The sequence below is a fragment of the Methylobacterium crusticola genome (genome assembly GCF_003574465.1).
Lineage (GTDB): Bacteria > Pseudomonadota > Alphaproteobacteria > Rhizobiales > Beijerinckiaceae > Methylobacterium > Methylobacterium crusticola.
Genome location: NZ_QOWC01000001.1, coordinates 72,356 through 86,377, shown reverse-complemented (window position 1 = coordinate 86,377; position 14,022 = coordinate 72,356). Strand labels below are relative to the sequence as shown.

Sequence of the window (14,022 nt, the reverse complement as noted above, 5' to 3'; positions counted from 1 at the left end):
CCTGGCGACGGACGGTCGCACCGACCAGGAGGACACGATGACCAAGGCCACTCAGAACTTCGCTCAGACCGGCAGCCTGAGCGACGCCGACCTCGATCAGGTTTCCGGCGGCCTCAACCCGCAGCCGCTGCCGCCCAAGGAGAGTTTCAAGCTCTTCAGCTCGTTCTCGTTCCTCAAGGTGCTGCCGTCGTTCTCGCTTCCGAGCTTCTTCAGGTTCTGACATTTCTAGCGCATCGACGCGACCTCAGCCCGCCCGGCCCTGCCGCGGCGGGCTTTGCTTCATTTCAAGCGCTGTTGCTCGGAACAATGCGAGGATGTCTGCTGGATGCAGGTCTAACATCTTGCGCAGGCATCGTCACGAGAACGGGGCGGCGGTCACACCGATCGAGGCTGATCACGGCGGCACGCGATGCTGGAATACGTCGGCCCAGCCCACGTCGCCCTGAGGGCGGCCACGCGGGTGCACGGCCAAGCTGCACGCCGACAGGGCTGACGACCACCGCCGCTGCCGCCGGGCGCTGACCCGTCGGCACATTCGACATCGCATCGCTCGCCGCGGGATCGAGAGCAGCCAGCGCCTGACCCGGCGCCGCCGCGTGATCGCGCGGACGCGGTCCTGGCTCGCCCCGGTCCGGCGCCGCGCGGTCCGCTACGAACGGCGCCGCGACCTCCGTTCCGACCTCCCGCCCGAGCAGGAGCCCAGCACGTCAGCCGCGCCGCGCCTCCGGGGCACCCGAGCCGGTCACCTCGCCGGCGCGGCGGCCTGCGGGCATTCCTGGAAGGTGGGCATCGGCCGGCCCGGCCCCGGCCGACGCGCTGACCCGGCACCGACGATCGCGGCACGTGTTCGTTTAAATGAACGATCGGTCGGCGGCGTCACGAGCAGGAGATTCTCGCCGATGCTCCCGCCTCGAGCAAGGCTTCCCTGTCGAGAAACCCGGAAATCCGCCGGTTTTGGACGAATTTCGCCGTACCGGAGATCGTGAGAGCGATGTCGTCTCCCTCGGCGGCGTACTCTAAAAAGAACATTCTCGTTGACAGGGGACGGAGTCGGAGCGGAGCATGCGCGCGTCATCTCGGGCGCCGCCGCCTTCCGCTCCGGCCGCCGCGACGCGGTACGCCGCGGGACTGCGCGCGCTGCCGGACATCCACGACCACGCCGCCGAGGCCGAGCGTTTCCGGCCTCCGGGTGCGCCGTCCGACCTCCCGACCCGCTCTCTCCAGGCCAATCATGCCCGATCGCCGCCGAGCCCTCGCCCTCCTGTCGTCGACGCTGCTCCTGCCTCTCAGCGCCCGCCTCGCCCGCGCGCAGGGCGCGGAGCCGCGGCGGGGCGGCACGCTGACGCTCGTCGAGGTCGGCGAGCCGACCACCCTCGTGCCGCTCACCGACTCGAACACCCGGACCCGCAACATCAGCACGAAGGTCACCGAGGGCCTGCTGCGCTTCGACGCGAGCTTCGCGCCGCAGCCGCTGCTGGCGACGGGCTGGAGCGTCAGCGAGGACGGGCTGCGCTACCGCTTCACCTTGCGGCCGGGCGTCAAGTGGCACGACGGCCGGCCGTTCACCGCGGCCGACGTCCGCTTCTCGCTCCTGGCGCTGAGGACCATCGGCCCGCGCGGGCGCATCACCTTCGCGAACCTCGTCGCGGTCGAGACGCCGGACCCGCTGACGGCGATCCTGGTCCTGTCGAAACCGACGCCGTACCTCCTCAAGGCGCTCACCGCGGCCGAGTCGCCGATCGTGCCGGCCCACGCCTATCCGGGCGAGGCCTACGGCGACAGCCCGAACGGCAGCGCCCCGGTCGGGACCGGGCCCTACATCTTCACCGAGTGGGCGCGGGGCAGCCACGTCGTCCTGCGCCGCAACCCGGAATACTGGCAGCCCGGGCAGCCCTACCTCGACCGCATCGTGGTGCGCTTCGTCGCCGACACGATGGCGGTCTCGACGGCGCTCGAGGCCGGCGAGGCCGACGTCAGCTACAGCGTCGCTCTGCCGGAGCTCGAGCGGTTGAGGTCGCACCCGCGGCTCGCGGTGACGGCCGTCTCCGACGACTACCTCAACAACGCGCAGGTGCTCGAATTCAACCTTGACCGGCCGGTGCTGGCGCGGGCGGAAGTCCGCCACGCCCTCGCCTCGGCCATCGACCGCCGGATCATCACGGGCACGATCTTCTACGGACACGCCGAGGCCGCCGGCTCGACGATCCCGGCGGCGCTCAAGGCCTACAACGACGAGGCGCCGTTCGCCTACCCGTTCGATCTCGCCCGGGCGAACCGGCTGCTCGACGAGGCCGGGGCGTCCCGCGGGCCGGACGGCACGCGCTTCTCCCTCAGGCTCACCTTCCATCCGGGACCGACCTTCAGGAAGACCGCGGAGTACCTGCGCGCCGCGTTCTCGCGGGTCGGCGTCAAGGTCGACATGGCCGACGGCGACCTCGCCACCTTCATCCGGCGGGTCTATTACGAGCGCGACTTCGACTTCAACCTCAACGGCATCAGCCGCCTGTTCGATCCGACCGTCGGCGTCCAGCGGTTGTACTGGTCGGACGGGATCAAGCGCCCGCTGCCCTACCTGAACGCCGCCCATTACGACGTGCCGGCGGTCGACGACCTGTTTCGCCGGGCGGCGACGGAGGTCGACGAGGCGCGCCGGCGGGAGATCTTCCGGCAGATCCAGGGCATCGTCGGCGCCGACCTGCCGGCGCTCGCCCTGGTGACGATCCCGACGATCGCGGTCCAGAACGCCCGGGTGCGGGGCCTGTTCAACAGCATCGACCTCGCCACCGGCGACTTCTCGGAGACCTGGCTCGCGCCGTGACGGGCTAACGGACGAGCAGCACGCGGCGCGCGGCGCCGTGCGCCGCCATGCCGGCGAGCATCGCGACGACGAACACCGCGACCGGCAGCGACCGGCCGGAGAGGGCCGCCACCGCGGGCCCGGGGCAGAAGCCCGACAGGCCCCAGCCGACGCCGAACAGGCCTGCGCCGAGGATCAGGGCGAAGTCGATCCGGCTCCGCGTCGGCCAGTCGAACGAGTTCGCCAGGACCGGGCGGCGCAGGCGGCGCGCCAGGGCGGTGCCGAGGCCCGACGCGGTGACGGCGCCGGCCAGCACGAAGGCGAGGGTCGGGTCCCAGGCGCCGGTCACGTCGAGGAATCCCCGCACCCGGGCGGGGTCGAGCATGCCGGAGAGCGCGAGCCCGACCCCGAAGACGAGGCCGGACAGGAGCGCGGTGGCGAGGCGCAGGGACTGGATCACGACAGCACCCGGCCGACGGCGACCGTCAGCATCCCGCTTCCCAGGAAGACGAGAACGGCCACGGCCGAGCGCACCGAGAGGCGGGCGAGGCCGCAGACCCCGTGACCGGAGGTGCAGCCCGAGCCGAGCCGGGTCCCGAAGCCGACGAGCAGCCCCGCCAGCGCCAGCACCGGCAGGCTCGCGTCGATCCGCATCACCGGCCAGGCGCCGGCGAGGACCGCGAAGACCGGCGGCCCGAGGACGAGGCCGACCAGGAAGGCGAGGCCGGTGCGCCACGAGGGATCCGCCGGGCGGCCCAGACCGGCGACGAGGCCGCTGATCCCGGCGATGCGGCCGTTGAGCAGGAGGAACAGGGCGGCCGAGAGGCCGATCAGGAGGCCGCCCGCGAAGGCGGACGCGAAGATCATCATCGGGTGACCCGGGATCTGCGGCGCCGGCGATCCGGCGTCGCGGCGCATGCGACGGTCCCTGGCATACCGGCGGGGACAGCGCGGAACAAGGCTTGCCGTCGGAGGATTATTCGTGAATTATCGAGCAAACGCAACAGGTTAGCGAAGTAAATGCTCTCGCCAGCGCCGCCCGCGACCACGCCCTTCTCCGATCTCGCCGGAACGGAGGGAGGTTCTTCCCATCCGCAGGATCGCGACGCGCCGCAGATGCACCCGCGAGAGCACCGGGAGGATCACGCCATGGCTGAAGCGACGATGACGCGCGGCGACGAGGTGGTGTTCGAGCGGCTCGACCTCGCCGACGTCCTCGGGATCTGGCGCAACGCCAAGGGCCGGATCCTCGGCATCCATGGCCAGGAAGGCGGGACCAGCCCGACCGTCGACGTCAAGTTCGACGGCCACGAGACCCTGCAGCGCTACCTGCCGGACCTGTTCCGGCGGGTGCAGTAACCGCGCCCGACAGGAGCCCCCACCCGCATGGATTCGGCCAGTACGGACCTGGATTCTCCGACAGGCTCGCCCGCGGGGCCGCATTCCTCGTACCGCGCGGCCGGCTCCGCCCTGCGCCAGCCGCCCCTGCGCGCGACGAGCCACAGCACGGCGGAGGCCGACGTCTGGGCGGAGCTGCGCGCCGAGGCGGAGGCGGCTTTGATCGAGGAGCCGCTCTACGCCGGGATCATCCAAGCGACGATCCTCGACCAGCGCAGCCTCGCGCAGGCCCTCGCCTACCGCCTCGCCCACCGGCTCGGCGACGGCGACCTCGCCCGCCTGGCGATGCGCGATCTGTGCCTCGCCGCCTTCGAGGCCGACCCGCATGCCGGCGCCCACGCGGTGCGCGACCTGATCGCGATCCGCGAGCGCGACCCGACCTGCCGCCGCTACCTCGACCCGTTCCTGTTCTACAAGGGGCTCGCCGCCCTCGAGGGCTACCGGATCGCCCACTGGCTCTGGCACCAGGGCCGGATGACGCTGGCCCTCCACGTCCAGAGCCGGATCTCGGAGGTGTTCGGCTGCGACATCCACCCGGCGGCGCGGATCGGCTCGGGCGTGTTCATCGACCACGCCACCGGGGTCGTGATCGGCGAGACCACAATCATCGCCGACGACGTGTCGATCCTGCAATCCGTGACCCTCGGCGGCAACGGCAAGGACAGCGGCGACCGCCACCCGAAGATCGAGCGCGGGGTGCTCCTCAGCGTCGGCGCCAAGGTGCTCGGCAACATCCGGGTCGGCGAGGGCGCGAAGGTCGCCGCCGCCGCGGTCGTACTGCACGACGTGCCGCCCCACACCACGGTCGCGGGCGTGCCGGCCCGGGTGGTCTCGCGCATCCCGCGCTCGGAGGAACCGGCCCTGACCATGGACCAGTTCTTCGGCGACGGCATCTGACGGTGCCGGAAATTCCTTTCGGAGACGGTTCATCGCGGGATCGCGGCATGCCCGCGATCCTATAAAATTATATTCCACGATAGTCTTGAAATTTAGATGGATCTTATCTAATGCCGCGGTTTAGAAGAATTTTCTATGCTCATTAGAGTGAGAAACAGCAAAAAATTCTATTGACGCTCGCGCTCGATCGCCGCTATCGCTGCGGCAGCGACGGGCAGTCCGGTCAGTATTCAAGTATCGGCCTGCGTCCTCGCGGACATCAAGGCGCCAGAACAGGCAGGATTGCGGTCCGACGATCGTCTGCCCCGACGTGCCGGCCCACGCGGACGGCCACGGTTCCCGGCGTCATGCGCGCAGAGTGCCGGGCCGGGACCGGCCCCGAGACGGCGAAACGGAGACGAACCTCGATGAGTGGACCGGGTTTGAGCGTCAGCGCCTCAGCCGCACGCAATCTCGCCACAGCGACCGTCACCTCGGTCCAGAACGCGGCCAACACGCCGCGCTTCCTCCTGCGGCTCCTGCCCTTCGTCGACGTGCCGGGCGGCGTCTACCGGGTCAACCGCCGCGCCGTCGTGCTGGCCAAGCCCGGCCGCATCGACCTCGCGGCCGAGGGCGAGGGCCGCACGGTCCGTCCGGGCTCGTTGCGGGCGGTGCCGCTGTTCAGCCGCCTCGGCGACGCCGAGCTCGCGGCGCTCGCCGGCCGGTTCACCGAGAGCCGCCACCGGGCCGGCGACATCATCGCCGAAGAGGGCTCGACGGGCCGCAGCCTCGTGGTCGTCGCCGACGGTACCGTCGAGCTGATCCTGTCGGGTCCCTACAAGGGCCACCTGCGTCAGGGCCTCGCGACGCGCGGCGACTACTTCGGCGACGGCGACCTCCTCGGCGAGGCGGCCCCCGCCCCGGCCGTCAGGGCGCTCTCGGCGGTGACGCTGCTCACCCTCGAGCGCGCCGCGGTCGAGGACGAGGCCATCGCCTCGCGCATCGCCCAGTACCGCGAGGAGCGCGACCGCCTGCGGGGTCACACCAACTCCCACGGCGAGCAGGGCATCGAGCTGCTGGCGGTCCATGCCGGCGAGCCGCGCCTGCCGACCACCTTCGTCGATTACGAGATCGATCCGCGCGAGTACCACCTCTCGACGATCCAGACGATCCTCAACACCCACACCCGCGTCACCGATCTCTACTCCAACGAGATCGATCAGCTGCGCGAGCAGATCCGCCTCACGGTCGACGCCGTGAAGGAGCGCGAGGAGTGGGAACTGCTGAACAACTCGCAGTTCGGCCTCCTCAACGAGGTGAGCCCGCGCCAGCGCATCCCGACCCGCGGCGGTCCGCCGACCCCGGACGACCTCGACGAGCTCCTGACCCTGGTCTGGAAGAAGCCCGCCTTCTTCGTCGCGCATCCGCGCGCCATCGCGGCCTTCGGCCGGGAGGCGACCCGCCGCGGCGTTCCGCCGGTGGTCGTCCACCTGTTCGGGGCGCCGTTCATCACCTGGCGCGGCGTGCCGCTCGTCCCCAGCGACAAGCTGCCGATCGACATCGACCCGGTCACGGGCGCGCAGACCACCTCGATCCTGCTGCTGCGCGTCGGCGAGGGCGAGCAGGGCGTGGTCGGCCTGCACAAGTCCGGCGTCACCGGCGAGATCGAGCCCGGCCTGTCGGTGCGCTACATGGGCACCAACGACCACTCGATCGCCTCGCACCTCGTGACGCGCTACTTCTCGGCCGCCGTGCTGGTCGAGGACGCGACCGCCCGCCTCGATAGCGTGCTGCTCGGCAACTACCATGACTACGCCTGAGGCGCGGCCCGGCTTCCCCTCCGGGACGCCGGCCGAGCTCGCCCACGCGGATCTCGTCGGGCGCCTCGCCCGCGAGATCTACGGGCAGGGCCAGGCCGCGAGCGCCCCCTTCGCCCCGACGCTGCCGGCGGGCCCCCAAGTCCCGCAGGCGCAAGTTCCGCAGGTTCAGGTCCCGCGGGCCCTCCCCCCGGCTCCCGCCGGCGAGCGGCCCTCGGGGATCGAGCCCGGCATCGCCGCGCTCGGCGCCCGCTCGTTCGGGGCGCCGCCGGTCGGCCTGCCGGGCCTCACCGGTCCCTCGGCCGCCAGCCCGGTCGGGGCGTCGCCGGCGCCGGCCGGCGCGAACGCGCTCGATCTCGGTGCGGTGCCCTCGCTGCATCCGCTCGCCGGGCCGTTCGGGCCGAACCCGCTCGGGTCGCGGGCCCTGCCCGAGTTCTTCGTGCCGAGCCTGCCCGAGGTGGCGGCCGGCCTGCCCGGCGGCACCGACCTCTACCGGCAGATCGCCGCCGACCATCCGCGCGCCCACGCCTTCGCGCAGGCGCTGGCGCCGGCCCTGGTCCCGGGGGATCCGTCGCGGGCCGGCGTGGACGTGGCACAGGAGCACGTCCGGCGCACCGGCCGCCCGCCCGAGCCGACTTCCCTGCCCTCGGCCGAGGCCGACTACTACTTCCTGAACCCGTCACCCAGTCCGGCCCGCCGCGGTGGCCGTCCGGCTCCCCGGCCGCGGGTCGAGCCGGCGCGCCACGACGGCCCGGCCCCGCGGGCGCTCGCCCTCGGATCGAGCCCGGCCGCGGCGCCCTTCGACGTCGAGCGCGTCCGCCGGGATTTTCCGGCCCTGCACCAGAGCGTGAACGGGCACCGGCTGGTCTGGCTCGACAACGCCGCCACCACCCACAAGCCGCAGAGCGTCATCGACGCGACGAGCGAGTTCTACGGCCGCCACAACTCGAACATCCACCGGGCGGCCCACACGCTCGCGGCGCGCGCGACGGACCTGTTCGAGGGCGGCCGCGAGAAGACCCGCCGCTTCCTCAACGCGCCGTCGAAGGACGACATCGTCTTCCTGCGAGGCACCACCGAGGGCATCAACCTCGTCGCCAACTCCTACGGCCGGGCCAATGTCGGCCCGGGCGACGAGATCATCGTCTCGACGATCGAGCACCACGCCAACATCGTACCGTGGCAGCTCCTGGCGCAGGCCACCGGCGCGACGATCCGGGTGATCCCGGTCAACGACCGCGGCGAGATCATCTTCGAGCAGTACGCCGCCCTGCTCTCGGGCCGCAGCAGAATCGTCTCGGTGACCCACGTCGCCAACGCGCTGGGGACGGTGAACCCGATCCGCGAGATCATCGCGCTCGCCCACGCCTACGGCGTGCCGGTGCTGGTCGATGCCGCCCAGTCGACCCCGCACATCCCCATCGACGTGCAGGCGCTCGACGCCGACTTCCTGGTCTTCTCGGGCCACAAGGTGTTCGGGCCGACCGGGATCGGCGCGCTCTACGGCAAGAGCCACCTGCTCGCCGCGATGCCGCCGTGGCAGGGCGGCGGCCACATGATCGAGGACGTCACCTTCGCAAAGACCGTCTACAAGGGCGCGCCGGAAAAATTCGAGGCTGGCACCCCGGACATCGCGGGCGCGGTGGGGCTCGGGGCCGCCCTCGACTACCTGGAGGGCGTGGGCCTGCCCGGCATCGCCGCCTACGAGCACGACCTGCTCGACTACGCGCAGGAAGGGCTCGCCGGAGTGAAGGGCCTGCGCCTCCTCGGGACGGCGCGCGAGAAGGCGAGCGTGATGTCGTTCGTGATCGAGGGCCACGAGAACGAGACGGTCGCCCTTCACCTCGACCGGCACGGCGTCGCGGTGCGCTCGGGCCATCACTGCGCCCTGCCGGCCCTGCGCCGCTTCGGCGTCGACCAGTCGGTCCGCGCCTCGCTCGCCTTCTACAACACCCGCGAGGACGTCGACGTGTTCCTCAAGGTGCTGCACACGCTGCCGCGGCGCTGAACGTCGCCCAGCGGGGCCGCCCTGCGTCGCTCGACACCGCGCGGCCTCGCGCCACGGACCAACGCGCAGCGTGCTGCGGCGCGCCACGGAGCCCCGGCGCGCCACGGAGCGCCGGCGGGCCCCGCCCAGGAGGCCGCGGCCCTGAACTTCCCGCGCGTGCGGCTCGCCGGCAGCGAGGCCCTGGCCTGGAACAACGCCGGGAAGTCCGCGCGGCCGAACGCCGTGCGTGGACGCGGCAAGCGCGGTCCGAGCGTTCCCGGCCGGAACAAGCACCGGTTCGGCACGAGGACGCGCGCCGAAGCGCGGATCGAGGGCGGCGCCCGACGGCAGTGCGATCGGGTAGCCCTCTGGCCGCGCTCGCGCCGCGACCGGCGCCGCCTCGTCCAGCCATCCCCCGACGGGCGTCACGTCCTGGTGCGGTCCACCGAACGCCGGAAATTCTTCTCGGTCTGCGCTCCGCGGCAGTCTGGTCCCCTCCCCCGCAGCGTTCTTTAAAAAGAACAATCTCGTTGACTTGGCGAACGCCTCCGGACACCCTTGGGACGTCGGATGCGCCCCGAACGCGGGCGATCCGGTCCCCTTCAACCAGGAGGCTCCACCGATGGCCTTTCGGCCCCTGCATGACCGCGTGCTCCTGCGCCGCCTCGACGGCGAGGAGAAGACAAAGGGCGGCATCCTCATCCCCGACACCGCCAAGGAGAAGCCCCAGGAGGGCGAGATCGTCGCCGTGGGGCCGGGCGCGCGGGACGACCAGGGCGCGCTGACGCCCCTCGACGTGAAGGCCGGCGATCGGGTGCTGTTCGGCAAGTGGTCCGGCACCGAGGTCAAGATCGAGGGCGAGGATCTCCTGATCCTCAAGGAAGCCGACATCCTCGGCGTGATCGCGGCCTGACCCCGACGGCATCAGCGAGAAGGACGATTCCCATGGCTGCCAAGGACGTAAAATTCTCCGCCGACGCCCGCGAGCGCCTTCTGCGCGGCGTCGACATCCTGGCCGATGCGGTGAAGGTCACGCTCGGCCCGAAGGGCCGCAACGTCGTGATCGAGAAGAGCTTCGGCGCGCCCCGGATCACCAAGGACGGCGTCACCGTCGCCAAGGAGATCGAGCTGGAGGACCGCTTCGAGAACCTCGGCGCCCAGCTCCTGCGGGAGGTCGCGGCGAAGACCAACGACCGCGCGGGCGACGGCACCACCACCGCGACGGTGCTGGCTCAGGCCATCGTCAAGGAAGGCGCCAAGGCGGTGGCGGCGAACTTCAACCCCCTCGACCTCAAGCGCGGCATCGACCTCGCGGTCGCGGCGGCGGTGAAGGACGTGGCGGGCCGCGCCCGCAAGGTGACGGCGTCCGACGCCATCGCGCAGGTCGGCACCATCTCGGCCAACGGCGACGCCGAGATCGGCCGGCTGATCGCCCAGGCCGTCGAGAAGGTCGGCAAGGAGGGCGTCATCACGGTCGAGGAGGCGCGCACCGCCGAGACCGAGCTCGACGTGGTCGAGGGCCTGCAATTCGACCGCGGCTACCTCTCGCCGTACTTCGTGACCAACGCCGAGAAGCTGACCGTCGAGCTCGACGATCCCTACATCCTGATCCACGAGAAGAAGCTCTCCTCGCTCCAGCCGCTGCTGCCGGTGCTCGAGGCGGCGGTGCAGTCGGGCCGGCCGCTCCTCATCATCGCGGAGGACATCGAGGGCGAGGCGCTGGCGACGCTCGTCGTCAACAAGCTGCGGGGCGGCCTGAAGGTCGCGGCCGTCAAGGCGCCGGGCTTCGGCGACCGGCGCAAGGCGATCCTTGAGGACATCGCGATCCTGACCCAGGGGCAAACGATCTCGGAGGAGCTCGGCATCAAGCTCGAGAACGTGACGCTCGCCGCGCTCGGCCGCGCCAAGCGGGTACGGATCGACAAGGAGAACACCACGATCGTCGACGGCGCCGGCGAGGCCTCCGAGATCGCCTCCCGGGTCGCCCAGATCAAGGCGCAGATCGAGGAGACGACCTCCGACTACGATCGCGAGAAGCTCCAGGAGCGCCTGGCCAAGCTCGCCGGCGGCGTCGCGGTGCTCCGGGTCGGCGGCGCCACCGAGGTCGAGGTCAAGGAACGCAAGGACCGGGTCGACGACGCGCTCAACGCCACCCGCGCCGCGATCGAGGAGGGCATCGTGCCGGGCGGCGGCACGGCGCTGCTGCGGGCCCGCGGCGCCGTCGCGGCGCTCCAGGGCGGCAACCCCGACGTCGCGGCCGGGATCAAGATCGTCCTGAAGGCGCTCGAAGCCCCGATCCGCCAGATCGCCGCCAATGCCGGGGTCGAGGGCTCGATCGTGGTCGCGAAGGTCGGCGAGAGCGTGTCCGACACCTACGGCTTCGACGCGCAGGCCGAGACCTACGTCGACCTGATCGAGGCCGGCATCGTCGACCCGGCGAAGGTGGTGCGCGCGGCGCTGCAGGACGCGGCCTCGGTGGCGGGCCTCCTCGTCACCACGGAGGCGCTCGTCGCCGAGCGGCCGAAGGACAAGCCCGCCCTGCCCGCACCGGCCGGTGCGGATTTCTGACAATCGGTCCCGCGCGCCCCGGGGATCCTCCTCCCCGGGGCGCTCCTCGCTCTCGCCCGTCGCCAAGGACCGTCATGGTGCAACTCCCCGACCCGGCCGTCCCGTTCCACCCCTCCGAGCCGAGCCCCGGGCTCGTCGCCGTCGCGCTCTGCGTGGCGCTGATCCTCAGCGCCTTCGCGTTCCTGCTGCGCGCATCCTGACGGCTCCCCGGATGAACCCGGTCATCGCGGTCGTCGGCGCCGGCTTCAGCGGCAGCATGGCGGCGCTCCACCTGCTGTCCGCCCTGCCCCGGCCCTGGTCGGTGCTCCTGTGCGAGAAGGGCGGCAGCTTCGGGCGCGGCCTCGCCTACGGCACGCAGGCCTGCGACCACCTGCTCAACCTGCGCGCCGCCAACATGAGCGCGTATCCGGACCGGCCGGAGCATTTCTCCGGGAGATGACATCAAATATCCCTTTTATCTCAGCACTTTGATGCTAGGCCCACTTGGCAGACCTATTATTGTACCCATGGTTTGCGAGCGGATTTGAGCGAACGGCAGCGATCGCCTGCGAACCTGCCGTGTCGCTTTGGACACGCTGCACGAGCGTCCGATAGGCGGGCCTAGGCAGGCCTCATCCTGCCCTGGCCCTGGCCACGGGTCAGGCCTGATCGGCCTCGTCAGCGTCCGCCAGAGGCGCCGATCGCAAGGCGGGGCACTCGCCGATCAGCGCGAGCACGGCGATGGCCTCATCCAATTCGCAGCCGTGTTCCTCCAGGAACCCGGAAGCGAAGCGCGCTAGGGCGCCGGCGCCGCGGGCGGTGGTCGGGACCGTCTCGAGGACCTTCCCGTTCCAGATCTCGTGCACGGCATCGCCGGCGCCGGTCCGGCGCTCCATCAACTCGGGCGTCTCCTCCACTTCCGGCTGGCCCGGCATGGTGAAGGTTGCGGTGTAGGCGCGATCGGCCTCGAGGCATTCGAACAGCGCCTCGTAGATCGGATCGGAACTCGCGGTGTCGGACACCGCTTCGGCCTGCGCCGCCGACGATCGCGCCGCAACGGCCTCCGGATCTTGGAGCAGCGCCCCCGTCATCACCGCGAGCGATCCGAACACGTCCGGCGGATCGTCCATCCCGATCATCGAGTCGTAGTGCTCCCCGGCGTGGCGCATCACGGCAAGTAGCCCTGCGGTTGTGCTCGGCAGTTCTCCGAAAAGGTGACGCCAAGCGCGCTCCTCGGCGGCGTCGGCCTGGTCGCGCTGCGCCTTCAGGATCGCCATGGCGCGGGGCGAGGCGTTGCCGCCCCTCTTCCTGATCTGCACGTGGTCGGAGGCCTCTACGGCCTCGCCGAAGGCCTCATGAGCGACGCGGTGGCGCTCGATCGCCGCCAGGATCGGATCGACCGCCGGAGACGTCTTGCGTGCGGCCTTCATCACAGCTCTCCCTGAGCCAGGAGCGCGTCGAAGGCGCGGCCCTCGTCCGGGCCCAGGCCTGCGAAGTAGCGGCCCAGACCTTCGCGTAGCTCGGCAATGCGATCACGCTCCTGGTCCATGTCCTCGGCACGCACGGCGCGGATCGCGGCCGTCACGGGCCCGACCTGAGCAGCGGGCGAGCGGGAGCGTTCACCGGCGCGGGCCGGCGTGGTAGCGGTACGGATAGCCATGATCGTCCCTCAGAGACGGTTGTGGTTAGGGCCGTACCGAGGATCCTACCCCTTGGTGCGGCCCGGGTTTTGTGCCATCATAAATAGGCCATGTCAATTCGTGACGTCACAAAAAAGCGCGGCCGGCCTGCCACAGGAAAGGGTGAGCCCGTGACTGTGCGCCTGCAACCGGAGCACATAGCTCCTCTTGATGCCTGGATCGCAGATCAGCCAGAACCGAAGCCTTCACGCCCAGAGGCAATCCGCGAGGCTCTCACAGAGCACTTCAAAGCCAAAGGCTATCTGAAATGAGTTGGATTCTGCATAAATTCAGCACATTAGAATGTATTTCGAAGTCAAAGAATTAGAGGCTGATAATGCGAACCATATTATGCCTATTTACGGCATTCATAGTGAGCACGGTCCCTGCAAGCGCAGATTGGCAGTACACACGCTGGGGAATGAGCGTCGAACAGGTTGCAAAAATTTCCAAAGGGAAAGCGCAGCCTTATTCTTCAAAATACAGCAACGAGACATATAAAGTTGAACTTGCGGCTCCTTTTCAATCTGGACCATTCGCATTCAACGCACATTTCGAATTTCAGGGAAGCCGAGGGCTTGCAATCGTGTCACTTCACCCTGTTAACGGCGCTGATTGTCCTTCGATAGAACGAACTCTTGTTTCAAAGTACGGCGAGTCTGATCCAGAACCCCGTCGGTTCGGCGCGTACAAATGGGACGATCGCAAGAGCAATAATGTTGTTCGATTTGTCCCCAACGGCAGTGACTGCGTAATAATTTATCGAGAACTGGCGGCGCGCGGCGGCGCCAAGGGTCTCTAACGGCCATGAGAGAGATGCTGGCAGGTTCGAGGCCTGTCGGGCCCACCAGCCTCCAAGCCGCTCAGATCTGCCGGCGTCATCCTCATCGAGGAGAATGGCGAGGGTCCGGGGGTGCGGCT

The 14,022-nt window shown here is 70.0% G+C and carries 15 protein-coding genes and 1 pseudogene; 12 read left to right on the top strand and 4 right to left on the bottom strand.

All coding sequences use genetic code 11. The annotated features are described in order from the left end of the window. The first annotated feature begins 37 nt into the window (after window positions 1-37). The 3 genes and pseudogenes from DT057_RS06410 (at window position 38) to DT057_RS06405 (ending at window position 2,818) form a co-directional block, all read left to right on the top strand. Window positions 38-220 carry a hypothetical protein gene (locus tag DT057_RS06410; protein ID WP_128561244.1) on the top strand — a complete coding sequence of 61 codons (183 nt, stop codon included), beginning with the start codon at window positions 38-40 and terminating at the stop codon, window positions 218-220. A 226-nt stretch (window positions 221-446) separates the two neighbouring features. Continuing rightward, a pseudogene (locus tag DT057_RS36710) lies at window positions 447-671 on the top strand (IS5/IS1182 family transposase); the annotation flags it as partial. Between the two features lie 560 nt (window positions 672-1,231). Continuing rightward, window positions 1,232-2,818 carry an ABC transporter substrate-binding protein gene (locus DT057_RS06405; protein ID WP_128561243.1) on the top strand — a complete coding sequence of 529 codons (1,587 nt, stop codon included), beginning with the start codon at window positions 1,232-1,234 and terminating at the stop codon, window positions 2,816-2,818. Between the two features lie 4 nt (window positions 2,819-2,822). On the opposite strand, the gene DT057_RS06400 is transcribed toward DT057_RS06405, so the two are convergent. Continuing rightward, window positions 2,823-3,254, bottom strand: coding sequence for a DUF6691 family protein (locus DT057_RS06400; RefSeq protein ID WP_407068133.1), 432 nt, complete (start codon window positions 3,252-3,254; stop codon window positions 2,823-2,825). Further along, on the bottom strand, window positions 3,254-3,667 hold the full coding sequence (locus DT057_RS06395; protein WP_128561282.1) for a YeeE/YedE family protein: 414 nt from the start codon (window positions 3,665-3,667) through the stop codon (window positions 3,254-3,256). Before DT057_RS06395 ends, DT057_RS06400 begins: the two co-directional genes overlap by 1 nt. A 279-nt stretch (window positions 3,668-3,946) precedes the next feature. On the opposite strand from DT057_RS06395, the gene DT057_RS06390 reads away from it, so the two are divergent. From DT057_RS06390 to DT057_RS06360, 8 genes are all read left to right on the top strand, one after another. After that, window positions 3,947-4,156 (top strand): hypothetical protein, encoded by a 210-nt coding sequence (locus tag DT057_RS06390; protein WP_128561241.1) that lies wholly within the window; start codon window positions 3,947-3,949, stop codon window positions 4,154-4,156. Window positions 4,157-4,183: 27 nt separating this feature from the next. Continuing rightward, complete coding sequence (gene cysE / locus DT057_RS06385) at window positions 4,184-5,092, top strand: serine O-acetyltransferase (protein ID WP_238314004.1); 909 nt, start codon at window positions 4,184-4,186, stop codon at window positions 5,090-5,092. Window positions 5,093-5,499: 407 nt separating this feature from the next. Continuing rightward, window positions 5,500-6,891 (top strand): family 2B encapsulin nanocompartment shell protein, encoded by a 1,392-nt coding sequence (locus tag DT057_RS06380; RefSeq protein ID WP_128561240.1) that lies wholly within the window; start codon window positions 5,500-5,502, stop codon window positions 6,889-6,891. After that, on the top strand, window positions 6,878-8,896 hold the full coding sequence (locus DT057_RS06375) for a cysteine desulfurase (RefSeq protein ID WP_128561239.1): 2,019 nt from the start codon (window positions 6,878-6,880) through the stop codon (window positions 8,894-8,896). Before DT057_RS06380 ends, DT057_RS06375 begins: the two co-directional genes overlap by 14 nt. A 601-nt stretch (window positions 8,897-9,497) precedes the next feature. After that, window positions 9,498-9,788: a co-chaperone GroES gene (groES, locus tag DT057_RS06370; RefSeq protein ID WP_128561238.1), complete on the top strand. Its 291-nt coding sequence runs from the start codon at window positions 9,498-9,500 to the stop codon at window positions 9,786-9,788. A 32-nt stretch (window positions 9,789-9,820) separates the two neighbouring features. Beyond that, window positions 9,821-11,443: a chaperonin GroEL gene (gene groL / locus DT057_RS06365; RefSeq protein WP_128561237.1), complete on the top strand. Its 1,623-nt coding sequence runs from the start codon at window positions 9,821-9,823 to the stop codon at window positions 11,441-11,443. 74 nt (window positions 11,444-11,517) lie between these two features. Continuing rightward, a complete protein-coding gene (locus DT057_RS37195) occupies window positions 11,518-11,643 on the top strand; it encodes a hypothetical protein (RefSeq protein ID WP_269153098.1) in 126 nt (41 codons plus the stop codon). A gap of 11 nt (window positions 11,644-11,654) precedes the next feature. Further along, window positions 11,655-11,882, top strand: a complete 228-nt coding sequence (locus tag DT057_RS06360; RefSeq protein WP_128561236.1) for an FAD/NAD(P)-binding protein — start codon at window positions 11,655-11,657, stop codon at window positions 11,880-11,882. Between the two features lie 199 nt (window positions 11,883-12,081). On the opposite strand, the gene DT057_RS06355 is transcribed toward DT057_RS06360, so the two are convergent. Both DT057_RS06355 and DT057_RS06350 read right to left on the bottom strand, forming a co-directional pair. Then, window positions 12,082-12,852 carry a hypothetical protein gene (locus DT057_RS06355; RefSeq protein ID WP_128561235.1) on the bottom strand — a complete coding sequence of 257 codons (771 nt, stop codon included), beginning with the start codon at window positions 12,850-12,852 and terminating at the stop codon, window positions 12,082-12,084. Continuing rightward, window positions 12,852-13,082 (bottom strand): hypothetical protein, encoded by a 231-nt coding sequence (locus DT057_RS06350; RefSeq protein ID WP_128561234.1) that lies wholly within the window; start codon window positions 13,080-13,082, stop codon window positions 12,852-12,854. The genes DT057_RS06355 and DT057_RS06350 overlap by 1 nt, the downstream gene beginning before the upstream one ends. Before the next feature lie 440 nt (window positions 13,083-13,522). On the opposite strand from DT057_RS06350, the gene DT057_RS06340 reads away from it, so the two are divergent. After that, window positions 13,523-13,903, top strand: coding sequence for a hypothetical protein (locus tag DT057_RS06340; RefSeq protein WP_128561232.1), 381 nt, complete (start codon window positions 13,523-13,525; stop codon window positions 13,901-13,903). Window positions 13,904-14,022: the final 119 nt, after the last annotated feature.

What these genes read in the sequence shown, in the direction of transcription:
- DT057_RS06375 (WP_128561239.1), top strand. Translation starts at nt 6,878, where the DNA reads ATGACTACGCCTGAGGCGCGGCCCGGCTTCCCCTCCGGGACGCCGGCC.
- groL (WP_128561237.1), top strand. Translation starts at nt 9,821, where the DNA reads ATGGCTGCCAAGGACGTAAAATTCTCCGCCGACGCCCGCGAGCGCCTT.
- DT057_RS06410 (WP_128561244.1), top strand. Translation starts at nt 38, where the DNA reads ATGACCAAGGCCACTCAGAACTTCGCTCAGACCGGCAGCCTGAGCGAC.
- DT057_RS06380 (WP_128561240.1), top strand. Translation starts at nt 5,500, where the DNA reads ATGAGTGGACCGGGTTTGAGCGTCAGCGCCTCAGCCGCACGCAATCTC.
- DT057_RS06355 (WP_128561235.1), bottom strand. Translation starts at nt 12,852, where the DNA reads ATGAAGGCCGCACGCAAGACGTCTCCGGCGGTCGATCCGATCCTGGCG.
- DT057_RS06395 (WP_128561282.1), bottom strand. Translation starts at nt 3,667, where the DNA reads ATGATGATCTTCGCGTCCGCCTTCGCGGGCGGCCTCCTGATCGGCCTC.
- groES (WP_128561238.1), top strand. Translation starts at nt 9,498, where the DNA reads ATGGCCTTTCGGCCCCTGCATGACCGCGTGCTCCTGCGCCGCCTCGAC.
- DT057_RS06405 (WP_128561243.1), top strand. Translation starts at nt 1,232, where the DNA reads ATGCCCGATCGCCGCCGAGCCCTCGCCCTCCTGTCGTCGACGCTGCTC.
- DT057_RS06350 (WP_128561234.1), bottom strand. Translation starts at nt 13,082, where the DNA reads ATGGCTATCCGTACCGCTACCACGCCGGCCCGCGCCGGTGAACGCTCC.
- DT057_RS06360 (WP_128561236.1), top strand. Translation starts at nt 11,655, where the DNA reads ATGAACCCGGTCATCGCGGTCGTCGGCGCCGGCTTCAGCGGCAGCATG.
- cysE (WP_238314004.1), top strand. Translation starts at nt 4,184, where the DNA reads ATGGATTCGGCCAGTACGGACCTGGATTCTCCGACAGGCTCGCCCGCG.
- DT057_RS06340 (WP_128561232.1), top strand. Translation starts at nt 13,523, where the DNA reads ATGAGCGTCGAACAGGTTGCAAAAATTTCCAAAGGGAAAGCGCAGCCT.
- DT057_RS37195 (WP_269153098.1), top strand. Translation starts at nt 11,518, where the DNA reads ATGGTGCAACTCCCCGACCCGGCCGTCCCGTTCCACCCCTCCGAGCCG.
- DT057_RS06390 (WP_128561241.1), top strand. Translation starts at nt 3,947, where the DNA reads ATGGCTGAAGCGACGATGACGCGCGGCGACGAGGTGGTGTTCGAGCGG.